General features: G+C 70.3%; 14 protein-coding genes. 5 read left to right on the top strand and 9 right to left on the bottom strand.

Annotated elements, in window-relative coordinates; all coding sequences use genetic code 11:
- Nucleotides 1–70: 70 nt before the first annotated feature.
- Both OG841_RS41105 and OG841_RS41100 read left to right on the top strand, forming a co-directional pair.
- Nucleotides 71–1,621, top strand: a complete 1,551-nt coding sequence (locus OG841_RS41105) for an MFS transporter (protein ID WP_371569436.1) — start codon at nucleotides 71–73, stop codon at nucleotides 1,619–1,621.
- A gap of 10 nt (nucleotides 1,622–1,631) precedes the next feature.
- Nucleotides 1,632–1,919, top strand: a complete 288-nt coding sequence (locus OG841_RS41100) for a DUF6332 family protein (protein WP_371569434.1) — start codon at nucleotides 1,632–1,634, stop codon at nucleotides 1,917–1,919.
- On the opposite strand, the gene OG841_RS41095 is transcribed toward OG841_RS41100, so the two are convergent.
- The 3 genes from OG841_RS41095 to OG841_RS41085 form a co-directional block, all read right to left on the bottom strand.
- Nucleotides 1,880–2,545 carry a response regulator transcription factor gene (locus OG841_RS41095; protein WP_328636733.1) on the bottom strand — a complete coding sequence of 222 codons (666 nt, stop codon included), beginning with the start codon at nucleotides 2,543–2,545 and terminating at the stop codon, nucleotides 1,880–1,882. The two genes, OG841_RS41100 and OG841_RS41095, sit on opposite strands and share 40 nt — an antisense overlap.
- Nucleotides 2,542–3,780 carry a sensor histidine kinase gene (locus OG841_RS41090; protein ID WP_328636734.1) on the bottom strand — a complete coding sequence of 413 codons (1,239 nt, stop codon included), beginning with the start codon at nucleotides 3,778–3,780 and terminating at the stop codon, nucleotides 2,542–2,544. Before OG841_RS41090 ends, OG841_RS41095 begins: the two co-directional genes overlap by 4 nt.
- Nucleotides 3,781–3,906: 126 nt before the next feature.
- Entirely contained in the window at nucleotides 3,907–4,593 is a 687-nt protein-coding gene (locus OG841_RS41085) for a TetR/AcrR family transcriptional regulator (RefSeq protein WP_371569431.1), read from the bottom strand.
- A 147-nt stretch (nucleotides 4,594–4,740) separates the two neighbouring features.
- Here OG841_RS41085 and OG841_RS41080 point away from each other — a divergent pair, with 147 nt between their 5' ends.
- The gene (locus tag OG841_RS41080; RefSeq protein WP_371569430.1) at nucleotides 4,741–5,190 is read left to right on the top strand and encodes a nitroreductase family deazaflavin-dependent oxidoreductase; all 450 of its coding nucleotides are present in this window, start codon (nucleotides 4,741–4,743) and stop codon (nucleotides 5,188–5,190) included.
- Here the strand turns inward: OG841_RS41080 and OG841_RS41075 are convergent.
- The gene (locus OG841_RS41075; RefSeq protein ID WP_328636737.1) at nucleotides 5,180–6,451 is read right to left on the bottom strand and encodes a geranylgeranyl reductase family protein; all 1,272 of its coding nucleotides are present in this window, start codon (nucleotides 6,449–6,451) and stop codon (nucleotides 5,180–5,182) included. The two genes, OG841_RS41080 and OG841_RS41075, sit on opposite strands and share 11 nt — an antisense overlap.
- 133 nt (nucleotides 6,452–6,584) lie before the next feature.
- Here OG841_RS41075 and OG841_RS41070 point away from each other — a divergent pair, with 133 nt between their 5' ends.
- A complete protein-coding gene (locus OG841_RS41070) occupies nucleotides 6,585–7,940 on the top strand; it encodes a dipeptidase (protein WP_328636738.1) in 1,356 nt (451 codons plus the stop codon).
- A gap of 64 nt (nucleotides 7,941–8,004) precedes the next feature.
- Here OG841_RS41070 and OG841_RS41065 read toward each other — a convergent pair whose 3' ends face one another.
- Entirely contained in the window at nucleotides 8,005–8,175 is a 171-nt protein-coding gene (locus tag OG841_RS41065; protein ID WP_365123380.1) for a hypothetical protein, read from the bottom strand.
- Between the two features lie 202 nt (nucleotides 8,176–8,377).
- Here OG841_RS41065 and OG841_RS41060 point away from each other — a divergent pair, with 202 nt between their 5' ends.
- Nucleotides 8,378–9,484 carry a protein kinase family protein gene (locus tag OG841_RS41060; protein WP_365123378.1) on the top strand — a complete coding sequence of 369 codons (1,107 nt, stop codon included), beginning with the start codon at nucleotides 8,378–8,380 and terminating at the stop codon, nucleotides 9,482–9,484.
- Here the strand turns inward: OG841_RS41060 and OG841_RS41055 are convergent.
- The 4 genes from OG841_RS41055 to OG841_RS41040 form a co-directional block, all read right to left on the bottom strand.
- A complete protein-coding gene (locus OG841_RS41055) occupies nucleotides 9,385–10,506 on the bottom strand; it encodes an ABC transporter ATP-binding protein (RefSeq protein ID WP_328636740.1) in 1,122 nt (373 codons plus the stop codon). The genes OG841_RS41060 and OG841_RS41055 overlap by 100 nt on opposite strands.
- Nucleotides 10,503–11,579 (bottom strand): ABC transporter ATP-binding protein, encoded by a 1,077-nt coding sequence (locus OG841_RS41050; protein WP_328636741.1) that lies wholly within the window; start codon nucleotides 11,577–11,579, stop codon nucleotides 10,503–10,505. Before OG841_RS41050 ends, OG841_RS41055 begins: the two co-directional genes overlap by 4 nt.
- Nucleotides 11,580–11,607: 28 nt before the next feature.
- Complete coding sequence (locus tag OG841_RS41045; RefSeq protein ID WP_328636742.1) at nucleotides 11,608–12,600, bottom strand: ABC transporter permease; 993 nt, start codon at nucleotides 12,598–12,600, stop codon at nucleotides 11,608–11,610.
- A 72-nt stretch (nucleotides 12,601–12,672) separates the two neighbouring features.
- Nucleotides 12,673–14,340 carry an ABC transporter substrate-binding protein gene (locus OG841_RS41040; RefSeq protein ID WP_328636743.1) on the bottom strand — a complete coding sequence of 556 codons (1,668 nt, stop codon included), beginning with the start codon at nucleotides 14,338–14,340 and terminating at the stop codon, nucleotides 12,673–12,675.
- Nucleotides 14,341–14,377: the final 37 nt, after the last annotated feature.

The following is a 14,377-nucleotide window of genomic DNA, read 5'->3' as shown; positions in this document are numbered from 1 at the left end:
GAGAGGAAGAATTATTGCATCAGAATTAAATGCGCTTACATTCGATGCACGCGCATGTAGTGTCGTCGGCATGACCTCTCCGCTCACCACCCCCGCGGACCCTTCCTCAACGGTCCGCTGGACACCCAGGCTCTGGGGCACCCTGCTGGTGCTGTGCGCCGCGATGTTCCTGGACGCGCTGGACGTGTCGATGGTCGGCGTCGCGCTGCCGTCCATCGGCGCCGACCTGGGCCTTTCCACCTCCACACTGCAATGGATCGTCAGCGGCTACATCCTCGGCTACGGCGGTCTGCTGCTCCTGGGCGGCCGGGCCGCCGACCTGCTGGGCCGGCGCCAGGTCTTCCTGGTGGCCCTCGGCGTGTTCGCGGTCGCCTCACTGCTCGGGGGCCTCGTCGACTCGGGCCCGCTGCTGATCGCCAGCCGGTTCATCAAGGGCCTGAGCGCGGCCTTCACCGCGCCCGCGGGCCTGTCGATCATCACCACGACGTTCCCGGAGGGCCCGCTGCGCAACCGCGCGCTCTCCATCTACACCACCTGCGCCGCCACCGGCTTCTCCATGGGCCTGGTGCTGTCCGGCCTGCTCACCGAGGCCAGCTGGCGCCTGACCATGCTGCTGCCCGCGCCCATCGCCCTGATCGCGCTCGTCGCCGGCCTCAAGCTGCTGCCGCGCAGCGCCCGCGAGAAGGACCACAACGGCTACGACATCCCCGGCGCCGTTCTCGGCACCGCCTCGATGCTGCTGCTGGTCTTCACCGTCGTCCAGGCACCGGAGTCCGGCTGGGCCTCGGCCCGCACCCTGCTGTCCTTCCTCGCCGTGGCCGTACTGCTGACGGTGTTCGTCCTGGTCGAGCGGCGTTCGCCGGGCCCGCTGGTCCGGCTCGGCGTGCTGCGCTCCGGCACCCAGATCCGCGCCCAGCTGGGTGCCATGGCCTTCTTCGGCTCGTACGTGGGCTTCCAGTTCCTCGTGACCCTGTACATGCAGTCGCTGCTCGGCTGGTCGGCGCTGCACACCGCGCTCGCCTTCCTGCCCGCGGGCGCGCTGGTGGCGGTGTCCTCGACGAAGGTCGGCTCGATCGTCGACCGGTTCGGCACCCAGCGGCTGATCCCGGCCGGCTTCGCACTGATGGTCGTCGGATACGCACTGTTCCTGGGTGTCGACCTGGACCCCGGGTACGCCGCCGCGATCCTGCCGTCGATGCTGCTCATCGGAGCCGCCTGCGCTCTGGTCTTCCCGTCGCTCAACATCCAGGCCACCAACGGCGTCGAGGACCACGAGCAGGGCATGGTCTCCGGACTGCTCAACACCTCGGTCCAGGTCGGCGGTGCGATCTTCCTGGCCGTCGTGACCGCCGTGGTGACGGCGGGCGCCCCCGAGAACGCCACCCCGCAGGCCGTCCTCGACAGCTACCGCCCCGGCCTTGTCGTGGTCACGGCCATCGCCGCGGCCGGACTGCTGATCACCCTCACGGGACTGCGCACTCCGCGTCGCCCGCAGCGGTCCGTCGTGGTCGCCAAGTCCACTGTGCGGGAGGCGGAGCGCGTCACCGTACGCGACGAGGGGGACGCCTCCGACACCGTGTGCCCGGCCGAGCTGCTTGCTCCGCCGGGCACACGGCTGTGAGACTTCAAGCGTGGACACTTACGGGGGACGCCGGAACAAGGCCGAGACGGATGCCATCACCGTCGAGATCGGATACGCGCTGTGCAGTGCGCTGTTCGCGGCGGCCGTGCTCTTCGGGGCGGTGGCCGGACCGGCGCTGCTGTTCGAACTGCCCGGAACCGTCGAGAGGTTGCTGCTGCGCACCGGGCTGACGATCGCGCCCGTGGTCTTCGTCGCCCGGGTGATCAGTGTCCTCGTGCGCTTCCGGCAGCAGATCCCTCAGCCCAGCCAGCCCGGCCGCACCAACCCCGACTCGTAGGCCAGCACCACCAGTTGGGCACGGTCGCGGGCGCCGAGCTTGACCATCGTGCGGCTGACGTGGGTCTTGGCGGTGAGGGGGCTGACGACCAGGCGGCGGGCGATCTCCTCGTTGGACAGGCCGATGCCGACCAGGGCCATCACCTCCCGTTCCCGCTCGGTGAGTTCGGCGAGGGCACCTTCGGCCGCGGGTTCCTTGGAGCGGGCCGCGAACTCGGCGATGAGACGGCGGGTCACGCCCGGCGAGAGGAGCGCGTCGCCGTCCACCACCGCCCTTACGGCGCGCAGGAGTTCCTCCGGTTCGGTGTCCTTGACCAGGAAGCCGGAGGCGCCGGAACGGATCGCCTCGAAGACGTACTCGTCGAGTTCGAAGGTGGTGAGCATGACCACCTTCACGTCCTTCAACGCGTCGTCCTCCGTGAGGCGCCGGGTCGCGGCGAGGCCGTCGAGCAGCGGCATCCGAATGTCCATCAGGACGATGTCCGGCCGCAGTTCACGCACCCTGGCCAGTGCCTCCTCGCCGTCGGAGGCCTCACCGGCCACCTCGATGTCCGGCTGCGCGTCGAGCAGGGCCCGGAAGCCGGCCCGCACGAGTGACTGGTCGTCGGCGAGCAGTACGCGGATCACCGGTCGTCCTCCTTGGCCTTCACCTCGAGCGGCAGTACGGCGAGCACCCGGAACCCTCCGTCGGGACGCGGGCCCGCCTCGATCGTGCCACCGAGTGCGGCGGCCCGCTCCCGCATCCCGGCCAGACCGTTGCCGCTGCCGCCCGCGTCGGTGCCGGTCGTGGGTCCGTCGTCGTCGATACGCAGCCGTAGCGCACCGCCGTCGTGTTCGAGCCGCACGCGCGCGTGCCGCGATCCCGAGTGCCGTACGACATTGGTGAGCGCCTCCTGGACGATACGGAACGCGGCGAGGTCCGCGCCGGGAGGCAGGTCCGGTGCCGATCCCTCCAGCTCGACCGTGAGGCCCGCGCCCGCCGCCTGGGACACCAGCTCGGTCAGCCGGTCGAGGCCCGGCGCGGGGGCGCGCGGCGCGTCACCCGGCGTGCGCAGGGTGTCGAGCACCTGGCGCACCTCGCCGAGCGCCTCCTTGCTGGCGGCTTTGATGGTGGTGAGCGCGGTGCGGGCCTGTTCGGGGTCGGTGTCGAGAAGAGCGAGGCCGACGCCGGCCTGGACGTTGATGACGGAGATGCTGTGCGCGAGCACGTCATGCAGCTCGCGGGCGATCCGCAGCCGCTCCTCGTCGGCGCGGCGCTGTGCGGCCCGGGCGCGTTCGGCGCGGTCCCGGGCCCACTGTTCGCGCCGGGTCCGGGCCAGCTCCGAGACGGCGACGATCGCAACGACCCAGGCGGCGATCACCCCTTCCTGCCCCCAGGGGGCGGCCGAGTCCCCGGAGGGCGGCAGCCACTGATAGAGCCAGTGGGCCACCAGGACATGCCCGGCCCAGAGCATCCCGAGCGCGGTCCAGGCGGCCTTGCGGTGCCCGGCCACGATGGCGTTGAAGCAGGCGAGGGCGACGGCGAGGAACACGGGCCCGTACGGATACCCGGCCCCGAGGTACACCATCGCGGCAGCCGCCGTACCGAAGGCGACGAGTACGGGCCGGCGATGCCGCCACAGCAGCAGCCCGGAGCCGATCACCAGCAGCGCCCGCGCGAACGGATCGAGCGCGGCCCGCTCGCCGACCTGCTGATGGGCCGCGTAGTTCGACCCGCCGAGCACGAAGAACGTGAGCAGCAGGGTGGACGGCCACGGCCACCGGGCGCCCTGCCCGTCGCCGCCGGCACTGCGCCACCACGGCGGCCCGTGCCGCCACCAGCGCGGCGAACCTCCCCCGCGCCCGCCCTGCTCACCGTCCATGACAGCCACGCTAGACGCCCCGGTCCGACCAGGACGTCCCCCGAGCGTGGTGATCACGCCTACTCCCGGCGAAGTACGACGGCTTTCTTGACGCGAGGGCGGCGCGGCGGACGCGGCGCCCACCCGTCATGCCAGCCCCACGCCCCGCGCGAGTTGCGTCACCGCATGCCGGAAGAACTGTTCGCGGTCCTCCACCACCCGGTTGAACTGGCCGAACAGCTCGAACCCGATCAGGCCGAACAGCTGAGCCCAGGCGGCGACGAGTGCGGTGGCGGCCTCGGGCGGGAGGTCGGGGGCGAGGTCGGCGGCAATGCGTTCGGCCTCGGGGCGCAGTTCATCGGCGAGTGCGGGCCCGGTCAGACCAGGGCCGCGGTGCGCATCACGGGTGATGCCGATGAGGAGGAGTCCCACGCGGGAGGCGGCCGGGACCGTCGTCTGCGGTGCGGTGTAGCCGGGGATCGGGGATCCGTAGATCAGCGCGTACTCGTGGGGGTGTGCGAGCGCCCACCCGCGTGCCGCCTCGCACACCGTCACCCAGCGTTCCATCGGCCCCGCCTGCGCGACGGCTGCGTGCGCGTGTTCCGCACTCTCGCCCAGCGAGTCGTAGGCGTCGATGATGAGGGCGGTCAGGAGGTCGTCGCGGCTGGCGAAGTAGCGGTACAGGGCGGAGGAGACCATGCCGAGCTCACGGGCCACGGCTCGCAGCGAGAGCTTGACGGCGCCTTCCGCGGCGAGCTGTCTGCGCGCCTCGTCCTTGATGGTGGCGGTGACCTCGATCCGGGCTCGGGCGCGGGCGCCTTGTGCTGTACTCATAGGCTTCAGTGTCCCATGAAATAAGAGCGGTGCACACAAACGAGAGCACCGCTCTTGCTCCGACGCCCCACCTCGTGCCAGACTGAACACCGGAAGAGAGCAGTGCTCACAAAAGAGAGCAACGCTCTCCCGCATATTGGGGGTTCCATGTCCACGCACGTCCAGAAGCCCGGCTGGTTCACGGTCAACATCCTCAACCGCACCGTTGCCTGGCTGACCCGCCGCGGGCTCAGCGTCTGGGGCTCACGCGTCCTGGCGGTCCGCGGCCGAAAGAGCGGCGAGTGGCGCACCACCCCGGTGAATCTGCTGAGCGTGGACGGCGAACAGTACCTGGTCGCCCCGCGCGGCCACGTCCAGTGGACCCACAACATGCGTGCGGCCGGCGGCGGCGAGCTGCACCTGGGCAAGAAGGTGGACGCCTTCACCGCCACCGAGGTCGCCGACGCCGAGAAGGTCCCGCTCCTGCGCGCCTATCTCAAGCGCTGGAAGGCCGAGGTCGGCGTCTTCTTCAACGGCGTCGGTCCCGACTCCTCCGACGCCGACCTGCTCCGCATCGCCCCCGACCACCCCGTCTTCCACGTCACGCTCACGAAGTGACTCCGTCGTCCGCAGCGCGCTCGGCGGGACGCGGGTCCAGCGCGGCCAGCGCCCGCTGGGCCATCGGCCGGCCCCGGACGAGCTCGCCCAGCGAGGTCGAACCCTGGGTGATCTCCCTGAACGCGTTCCACGCGGGCCGGAAGCCCGTCAGTGCCGCGTGGAACAGGCCGGGACGGCGCTCGAACGCGGTCAGCAGCCGCTTGCCGACGCTCATCTCCACACCGAGTCCCGCCTTGACGGCGAACGCGTAGTTCAGCGCCTGGCGGCGGGCGTCCACCGCGTCGTGGGCCTCCGCGATCCGCACCGCCCACTCCCCCGCGAGCCGCCCGGAGCGCAGCGCGAAGGAAATGCCCTCGCGGGTCCACGGCTCGAGCAGCCCCGCCGCGTCACCGCACACCAGCACCCGCCCGCGCGAGAGCGGCGAGTCCTCGGCACGGCAGCGGGTCAGGTGACCGGAGGAGATGCTGGGTTCGAACCCGGCGAGACCGAGCCGGCCGATGAAGTCCTCCAAGTACCGCTTGGTGGCCGCGCCCTCACCGCGCGCCGAGATCACCCCGACCGTGAGGGTGTCCCCCTTGGGGAAGACCCAGCCGTAACTGCCGGGCATCGGGCCCCAGTCGATGAGCACCCGCCCCTTCCAGTCCTCGGCGACGGTCTCCGGCACCGGGATCTCCGCCTCCAGGCCGAGGTCCACCTGGTCGAGCTTCACCCCGACATGCGCTCCTATCCGGCTGGCGCTGCCGTCGGCCCCGACGACCGCCCGGGCGAGCACCGTCTCGCCGCCCTGGAGGAGCACGGCGACCGTACGCCGGTCGGGCACCGACGAGCCGTGCTGCTCCACGCGCTGGACGGTGACGCCCGTGCGCAGCTCGGCGCCGGCCTTCTGCGCGTGCTCGACGAGCTGCTGGTCGAACTCGGGCCGGTTGATCAGCCCGAACAGCATCTGCTTGGAGCGCCGGGTGCGGGTGAAGCGGCCGTTGTTCGAGAAGGTGACCGCGTGCACCCGGTCCCGGAACGGCAGCTCGAAGCCGGGCGGCAACGAGTCCCGCGAGGGGCCGATGATGCCGCCGCCGCACGTCTTGTACCGCGGGAGCTCGGCCTTCTCCAGCAACAGCACACGCCGTCCGGCCACCGCCGCCGCGTAGGCGGCCGAGGCCCCCGCGGGTCCCGCGCCCACCACGACGACGTCCCACACCCGCTGTCCGTCGTCCTGCACGCCGTCCGCCGAAGAGTCGTCCGCCGAAGAGTTCTCGCTGCTCACGATGGTCTGCTGCTCCCGATCAAGCCATTGCCGCACCTGTCTCCCGCATCCTACGGCGGGCCCGCCCACGGACCACTGTGGGAGGATCTACGGCACTCACAGGTACAACGTCGCACCCACCAGGAGCGTGCCCATGTCGTCGAATCCGGTCGCCGAGACCGTCGCCTCGCTGATGCCCAGGGCGCAGGTGGAGCTCACCGAGCTGGTGGCGTTCAGGTCGGTGGCGGACTTCGACCAGTTCCCGAAGAGCGAGAGCGAGGCCGCCGCCCGCTGGGTCGCGGACGCGCTCACCGCCGAGGGCTTCGAGGGCGTGGCACTGCTCGACACCCCGGACGGCACCCAGTCCGTGTACGGCTACCTGCCCGGCCCGGAGGGCGCGAAGACCGTCCTCCTGTACGCCCACTACGACGTGCAGCCTCCGCTGGACGAGGCCGGCTGGACCACCCCGCCCTTCGAGCTCACCGAGCGCGACGGCCGCTGGTACGGGCGCGGGGCCGCCGACTGCAAGGGTGGTGTGATCATGCACCTGCTCGCGCTGCGCGCTCTCAAGGCCAACGGCGGGGTGCCGGTCCACGTCAAGTTCATCGCCGAGGGCTCGGAGGAGCAGGGCACGGGCGGTCTGGAGCGGTACGCCGAGGCGCACCCGGGGCTGCTGGACGCCAACGCCATCGTCATCGGCGACGCGGGCAACTTCCGCACCGGTCTGCCGACGGTCACCGCCACTCTGCGCGGCATGACCATGCTCCGCGTCCAGGTCGACACCCTGGAGGGCAACCTGCACTCGGGCCAGTTCGGCGGCGCCGCCCCCGACGCGCTGGCCGCGCTGATCCGCGTACTGGACTCGCTGCGCGCGAAGGACGGCACGACGACGATCGACGGGCTCACCCCGGACGCGTCCTGGGACGGCCTCCAGTACGACGAGGAGCAGTTCCGGGCGGACGCCAAGGTCCTGGACGGCGTCGACCTGATCGGTGACGGCACGGTCGCCGACCGCATCTGGGCCCGCCCCGCCGTGACGGTCCTCGGCATCGACTGTCCGCCGGTCGTCGGCGCCACCCCGTCCGTGCAGGCGAGCGCCCGGGCGCTGGTCAGCCTGCGGGTGCCGCCGGGCATCGACGCGGCCGAGGCGACCAAGCTGCTCCAGGCGCACCTGGAGACGCACACGCCGTGGGGCGCGCGGGTGCGCACCGAGCAGATCGGCCAGGGCCAGCCGTTCCGCGCGGACACCACCAGCCCGGCGTACGCGGCGATGGCCGACGCGATGGCGGTGGCCTACCCGGGCCAGGAGATGCAGTACGCCGGCCAGGGCGGCTCCATCCCCCTGTGCAACACCCTCGCGGCGCTCTACCCGCACGCCGAGATCCTCCTGATAGGCCTGAGCGAGCCCGAGGCCCAGATCCACGCCGTGAACGAGAGCGTCTCCCCGCAGGAGCTGGAGCACCTGTCGGTGGCGGAGGCACTGTTCCTGCGCAACTACGCGGCGGGCTGAACCGCCTGCCCGAGTCGACACCGAAGCCGGCCCGGCAGGATCCGCCGCGTCGATCGCCGCCCGTCTACGACGGGTCGTGCTCCCCCGCTTCCACGAGGACCATGTCGCCGGAGCGAGCGAGTTGGGCGCTCTGACCGGCGCCGAGGTGTCGGCGCACCCGCTGGACGCCCCCGTCGCACGAGGCGAAGTACCGGGCCGGCCGCCGGTGTTCCAGGACCGGGAGCGCCCCCTGCACGCGGAAGCCCTACGGCACCTGTCGCAGGGCGAGTTCGCGAGGCCGTCGAAGGCCACCGAACTGTCCGACGGTGTGCTGCTCGGCTTCGGCGGTGGGGCGCAGACGCCGTGGCCGGTCGACTGGAATGTGACTCGGCATGTTCAACGTACCGGGCCCAAGCGGGCCCCGCGTGTTTCGGCCACAGGGGACCGATCATGGGGCCATGGTCTCCCCCACGCGTCTCAGCGCTCACGCCGACACCACCGCCTCCCTCGCATTCCTGAGCGACGACGCGCTCGCCGACCTGGTGGCATCCGGCACACCGGCAGGCACCGGCGTCGGCGGCCGGGCGACCCTGCTGGAGGTGGACGGCGTACGGATCTTCGTGAAGCAGGTGCCGCTCACCGCCACCGAGCTCGAGCCGGACCACGTCCGCTCCACCGCGAACCTCTTCGACCTGCCGCCCCACTTCCATTACGGCATCGGCGCGATCGGCAGCCCCGGCTTCGGCGCCTGGCGTGAGCTGGCCGTGCACGAGATGACGACCGACTGGGTGCGCTCGGGCAGCTTTCCGGGCTTCCCGCTGCTGCACCACTGGCGGGTACTGCCCGGCCTCCCACAGCCGCTCCCCGCCGAACTCGCCGACGTGGAGCGGTGCGTGGCCTACTGGGGCGGTGGCCGCGAGCGCGTCGAGGCCCTGCGCACGGCGTCCGCGAGCCTGACCCTGTTCCTGGAGTACCTGCCGCACACCCTCCACGACTGGTTCTCCGCCCAACTGCGCACGGAGAACGCCGAGTCGGCCTGCGCCCTCGTGGAACAGGGCCTCGAAGCCGTCACCGGCTTCCTCCGTGAACAGCGGCAACTCATCCACTTCGACGCCCACTTCGGCAACATCCTCACCGACGGACACCGGCTCCACCTGACCGACTACGGGCTGTCCTTGTCGAGCCGTTTCCAACTCACCCCGCAAGAACGCGACTTCTGCGACCGCCACCAGGGCTACGACCGCGCCTACGCCCTCTCCTATCTGGTGCACTGGCTGGTCGTCGACCAGTACGGCCTCGGCCGCGACGAGCGCGAGGAGTTCATCCGCGCCTGCGCCGACGGCAAGCGCCCCGACGCGATCCCCGCAGCGGCGGCCGCACTCATCTCGCGGCACGCCCGACTTGCAGTCGTGGTCGGCGACTTCAACCGGCGACTGGAACAGGAGAGCAGGCTCACCCCGTACCCTCACGACGCCGTCGAGGCGCTGTCCCCCGGTGCGGTCAGGGCCGGATCGAGCACGATGTCCTCCTCGCGGGCCTCGACGCTCGGCTCCTCCGGGAAGTGACAAGCTGTCAGGTGGCCCTCCGCGTTCCCCGCCACCCGCACCAGCGGCGGCTCCTCGGTCGCGCACCTTTCCTGGGCCTTCCAGCAGCGGGTACGGAAGCGGCAGCCGGACGGCGGGTCCACCGGCGAGGGCACGTCCCCGGCGAGCCGGATGCGCTCGCGCCGGCGGACGCCGTCCGGATCGGCCTCGGGCACCGCGGACAGCAGTGCGTGGGTGTAGGGATGCCTCGGCCGCGTGTACAGCGTCTGCCGGTCGGCGACCTCGACGATCTTGCCGAGGTACATCACCGCGACCCGTTCGCAGAAGTGCCGTACGACAGCGAGGTCATGGGCGATGAAGACGAACGCGATGCCGAACTCCCGCTGGAGGTCCTGGAGCAGGTTGACGATCTGCGCCTGGATGGAGACGTCCAGCGCCGACACCGGTTCGTCGGCCACGATGAGCTTGGGCCGCAGCGCGAGCGCGCGGGCGATCCCGATGCGCTGACGCTGGCCCCCGGAGAACTCGCTCGGGTAGCGGTTGTAGTGCTCGGGATTGAGGCCGACCGTCTCCAGCAGTTCCTGGGCGCGCTTCTTGTGGCCCTGCGGCGGGTTGATGCCGTTGAGCCGCATCGGCGTCTCGACGATCGTGCCGACCGTGTGCCGGGGGTTCAGGGAGGAGTACGGGTCCTGGAAGATCATCTGGAGGTTCCGGCGCGCCTCCTTCATCCGGTTCTCCGGGGTGTGGGAGATGTCCTCGCCGTCGAAGACGACCTTCCCGGCCGTCGGTTCCAGCAGCCGGGTGATCAGGCGGCCCGTCGTCGACTTGCCGCAGCCGGACTCGCCGACCAGACCGAGCGACTGGCCCGCGCCGACCGTGAAGTCGATGCCGTCGACGGCGTGCACGGCGCCGATCTGCCGCTGGAAGACGATGCCGTGGCGGATCGGGAAGTGCTTGGTGAGGCCGCTGACGTCGAGCAGGTGCTCCCCGGCAACGGGCTGAGTGGTGCTCACGGCATGCTCCTGTTCGTCCGCCGCGGTCACTGCGAGGTCCCGGCAGCCGTACGCAGGCGGATCTCTTGCCTGGTCTCCGGGGTGAGGTGGCAGGCGGCGAGGTGCCGGCCGGTGCCGCGGACGGCCACCAGTTCGGGCCGCTCCGTCGCGCAACGCCCCTCCGGCACCCAGCCCTTGTAGGTGCAGCGAGGGTGGAAGGCGCAGCCGCCGGGAGGGTTGATGAGGCTGGGCGGTGATCCGGCGATCGGGTTCAGCCGCCGTTCGACGTCCCCGGTGATCTGCGGCATCGACTCCAACAGCCCCCAGGCGTAGGGGTGCTGGGGTTCCTTGAGTACGTCGTGCACGGTGCCGTACTCGATTCGGCGGCCGCCGTACATCACCAGGATGTCGTCGGCGATGTCGGCCACCACGCCGAGGTCGTGGGTGATGAGGATGACGGCGGAGCCGAACTCCTCCTGGAGATCGCGGATCAGGTCCAGGATCTGTGCCTGGACGGTGACGTCGAGGGCCGTCGTCGGCTCGTCGGCGATGAGCAGTTCGGGGTCGCAGACCAGGGACATGGCGATCATGGCACGCTGTCGCATGCCGCCGGAGAACTGATGGGGATAGTCCCGGATCCGGCGTTCGGGCTGCGGGATGCCGACCCGTTTCAGCATCTCCACGGCACGCTCCCGGGCCTCCTTCTTCGAGACCCTGTGGTGGACCCTGTAGGCCTCGGCGATCTGGGCGCCGACGGTGAAGTAGGGGTGCAGGGCGGACAGCGGGTCCTGGAAGATCATGGAGACGGTCCGGCCGCGCAGCGCGCGCATGTCGTGCTCAGGAAGGGCGACCAGGTCCCTGCCGTCCAGCCGGATCTCCCCGGAGACGACCGCGCGCGTGCCCTTGTGCAGCCCGAGCAGGGCCAGCGAGGTGACCGACTTCCCCGAGCCGGACTCGCCGACGATGCCGAGGGTGCTGCCCTTGTCCAGGGTGAAGGAGACTCCGTCGACGGACTTGACGATCCCGTCCTCGGTCGGGAAGTGCACGCGCAGGTCCCGTACGTCGAGGAAGGGGGCGGCCGAGGGATCGACGTCCGCCGGTTGCGGTGAGGTCTGGAGGGACACGGGGTTTTCCTTGCTGCGGTGAGGGGGCTCAGGCGAGGCGGACACGGGGGTCGACGAGGCCGTAGACCACGTCGACGACCACGTTGGCGAGCACGACGAAGGTGGCCGCGAAGAGCGTGGTGCCGAGGATGACGGGCAGGTCGGAGTTCTGCACCGAGTCGACCGCGAGCTTGCCGATGCCGTTGATGCCGAACACCGACTCGGTGATGACCGCGGAGCCGCCGATCAGCGAGCCGACGTCCATGCCGAAGATGGTCAGGATCGGGGTGATGGCGGCCCGCAGGCCGTGCTTGAGGACGACCTTTCCGCTGGACAGACCCTTGGCCCGGGCGGTGCGCATGTAGTCCTCGGCGAAGACCTCCAGCATGGAGGAGCGGGTGAGCCGGGTGTACAGCGCGAGGTAGACGATGACCAGGGTGGCCCACGGCAGGATCAGGCCCTCGAACCAGGCGCTCGGGTCCTGGGTGATCGGGGTGTAGCCGGAGGCGGGCAGGATCTGCCACTTGTCGACGAACAGGTAGAGCAGCAGCAGCCCGACGAAGTAGATCTGCACGGAGACACCGAGCAGGGCGAGGCCCACCGCCGCCTTGTCGGCGGCCCTGCCCCGGCGGACGGCGGCGAGCGTGCCGAGGCCGACGCCCAGGATCAGGAAGAACACCGCGGCGCCGAGCCCGAGCGAGAGGTCCGCGGGGAAGTCGCCCAGCAGGGTGCTGAGGACCGGGGTGTCGGTCTGGAAGGAGATGCCCAGGCAGGGTGCGCCGCAGTGCACGCGCACACTCTGGTCTCCGTAGTCACGGCCGACGAAGAGGCCCTTGAAGAACTCCCAGAACTGGGTGAGGAAGCTCTTGTCGAGCCCGAGCGAATGCTTGATCTCGGTCAGCCGGGAGGGCGAGCAGGTCTTGCCGCAGGCCAGGAGTGCGGGATCGGACGGCAGCGCGAAGAAGATCACGAAGGTGATCACGGTGATCACCAGCAGGATCGCGGCCGCTGCCAGCAGGCGCCGGATGAGGTAACGAACCATGTCGTGCTGGACCCTGACGTGAGAGGGGGTGCCCGCCGGCCGGGGACCGCCGGCGGGCCGAGGAGGGGTGTGTCAGCTCTTGACGTACACGTGGACGAGACTGGGCTCGGCGAGGATGGGGTCCGGGATGACCCCGCCGACCTTGGAGCCCGCCAGTTCGCTGAAGTTCATGTACATCAGCGGGACCACCGCGGCGTCCTTCATGATCTGCTCGTCCAGGGCGCCGTAGCCGGCGTCGGCCTGCTTGACGTCGGTCATCTTGGCGATCTTGTCGATCTGCGCGTTGACCGCGGGGTCGTTCAGGTACGCCAGGTCCTGGTTGGACTGCGGCAGCTTGGCGATCTGCCGTCCGTCGAACAGCACGGGCAGCACGGTGGAGGCGTTCGGCCAGTCCGCGATCCAGTCGCCCCAGGTCAGGTCGTACTGGTTCTTCACGTTGTCGATCGTGCTGAAGTAGTTGGCCGCGTCGATCGGGGTGATGTTCACGGTGACGCCGATCTTGCCGAGCGAGGTCTTCACCGCGTCGGCGAAGTGCTCCTCGGTCGTGGTGTTCTCCACCGCCAGTGACATGGTGAGCTTGGGGTCTCCGGCCTGCTTCATCAGCGCCTTGGCCTTGGTGAGGTCGCCCGCGGGGTTGGTGCTGTAGAGGTTGAACTTCTGGTAGCCACCGATGCCGGGGCTGATCATGGTGCTCGCGTAGTCGCCGTACGCCGAGCCGCCGAACGCGCCGCGGACGGTGGTCTTGTCGATCGCGTCCTCGATGGCCTGACGGACTTTCAGGTCCTTGACCCGGGTGGTGTTGATCGCGAGGTAGTTGATGCCCGGGGCCGGGATCTTGTAGAGGCGTGACTTCAGTGACGGGTCGCTGGAGATCGTCGTCAGGTCGGAGCCCGCGATCGGCCACTGCATGATCGAGGTCTGGGCGGTGCCGGCGTCGGACTTGATCTGCTGGTCGATCGCCGACTGGTCCTGGCCGAGTTTCACGTCGATCTCATTGACGTTCTGCTGCCGGATCGGGTCGGTCGACTGCTTCCAGTGCGTGTTCTTGACGAGGACGACTTCCTTGTTCTTGGTGTACGACTTGATCATGTACGGTCCGTCGGACCAGACGTGGGTGTCGTACGTGGACCCCGTGTCGTGGGCCTTGGGCACCCCGGACCAGCCGGGCATGGCGGTCGTCTCGTTGAAGTCCGCGACGGGCTCGACGAGATGGAACACGATCGTGGACGCGTCGGGCGTCTGGATGGAGGCGAGCTCCTTGCCCGAGTAGGGCCCCTTGTAGGAGGAGCCGCCGACCAGCCACTGACTGGCGTACGGCGGACCGCCGTTGATGTCGGGCGAGAAGGTTCGCTCCACGCCGTACTTGACGTCCTGCGCCGTGACGGCCGTGCCGTCCTGCCACACGACGCCCTTGCGCAGGTGGAAGGTCCACACCGTGTCGCCCTTGCTGGGCGTTCCCGTGTCGGTGGCCAGATCGCCGACGAGCTTGGGCTGGGAGCCGGTCTCGTCCCATCCGGTCAGGGTGCGCACGAGCTCCTGGTCCATGCTCGAACCCTCGGTCGTGTAGACGCGCTGGGGGTCGAGGTGGTCGAAGTCGGCGTGGTCGAGGACGGTCAGCGTGCCGCCCTTGGTCGGGGAGCCGCTCCCGGTGGTGCTGGAGGAGCCCCCGCATGCGGTGGCCCCCAGGGCGATCGCCACGGCGGTGGCCGCGAGCGCGATCGAGCGCCTTCTGCGCGTCATTGGGTAACACTCCGTTCTTCTACGGCTCGGCGGTGCG

The organism is Streptomyces canus, from assembly GCF_041435015.1.
In the GTDB taxonomy this organism is placed as follows: domain Bacteria; phylum Actinomycetota; class Actinomycetes; order Streptomycetales; family Streptomycetaceae; genus Streptomyces; species Streptomyces canus_G.
Note: the sequence above shows the minus strand (reverse complement) of the source record. Positions and strands in the feature narration are given on the sequence as shown.

Coding starts and splice junctions, on each gene's coding strand:
- OG841_RS41070 (WP_328636738.1), top strand. CDS start 6,585: ATGTCGTCGAATCCGGTCGCCGAGACCGTCGCCTCGCTGATGCCCAGG.
- OG841_RS41040 (WP_328636743.1), bottom strand. CDS start 14,340: ATGACGCGCAGAAGGCGCTCGATCGCGCTCGCGGCCACCGCCGTGGCG.
- OG841_RS41060 (WP_365123378.1), top strand. CDS start 8,378: ATGGTCTCCCCCACGCGTCTCAGCGCTCACGCCGACACCACCGCCTCC.
- OG841_RS41105 (WP_371569436.1), top strand. CDS start 71: ATGACCTCTCCGCTCACCACCCCCGCGGACCCTTCCTCAACGGTCCGC.
- OG841_RS41045 (WP_328636742.1), bottom strand. CDS start 12,600: ATGGTTCGTTACCTCATCCGGCGCCTGCTGGCAGCGGCCGCGATCCTG.
- OG841_RS41080 (WP_371569430.1), top strand. CDS start 4,741: ATGTCCACGCACGTCCAGAAGCCCGGCTGGTTCACGGTCAACATCCTC.
- OG841_RS41085 (WP_371569431.1), bottom strand. CDS start 4,593: ATGAGTACAGCACAAGGCGCCCGCGCCCGAGCCCGGATCGAGGTCACC.
- OG841_RS41090 (WP_328636734.1), bottom strand. CDS start 3,780: ATGGACGGTGAGCAGGGCGGGCGCGGGGGAGGTTCGCCGCGCTGGTGG.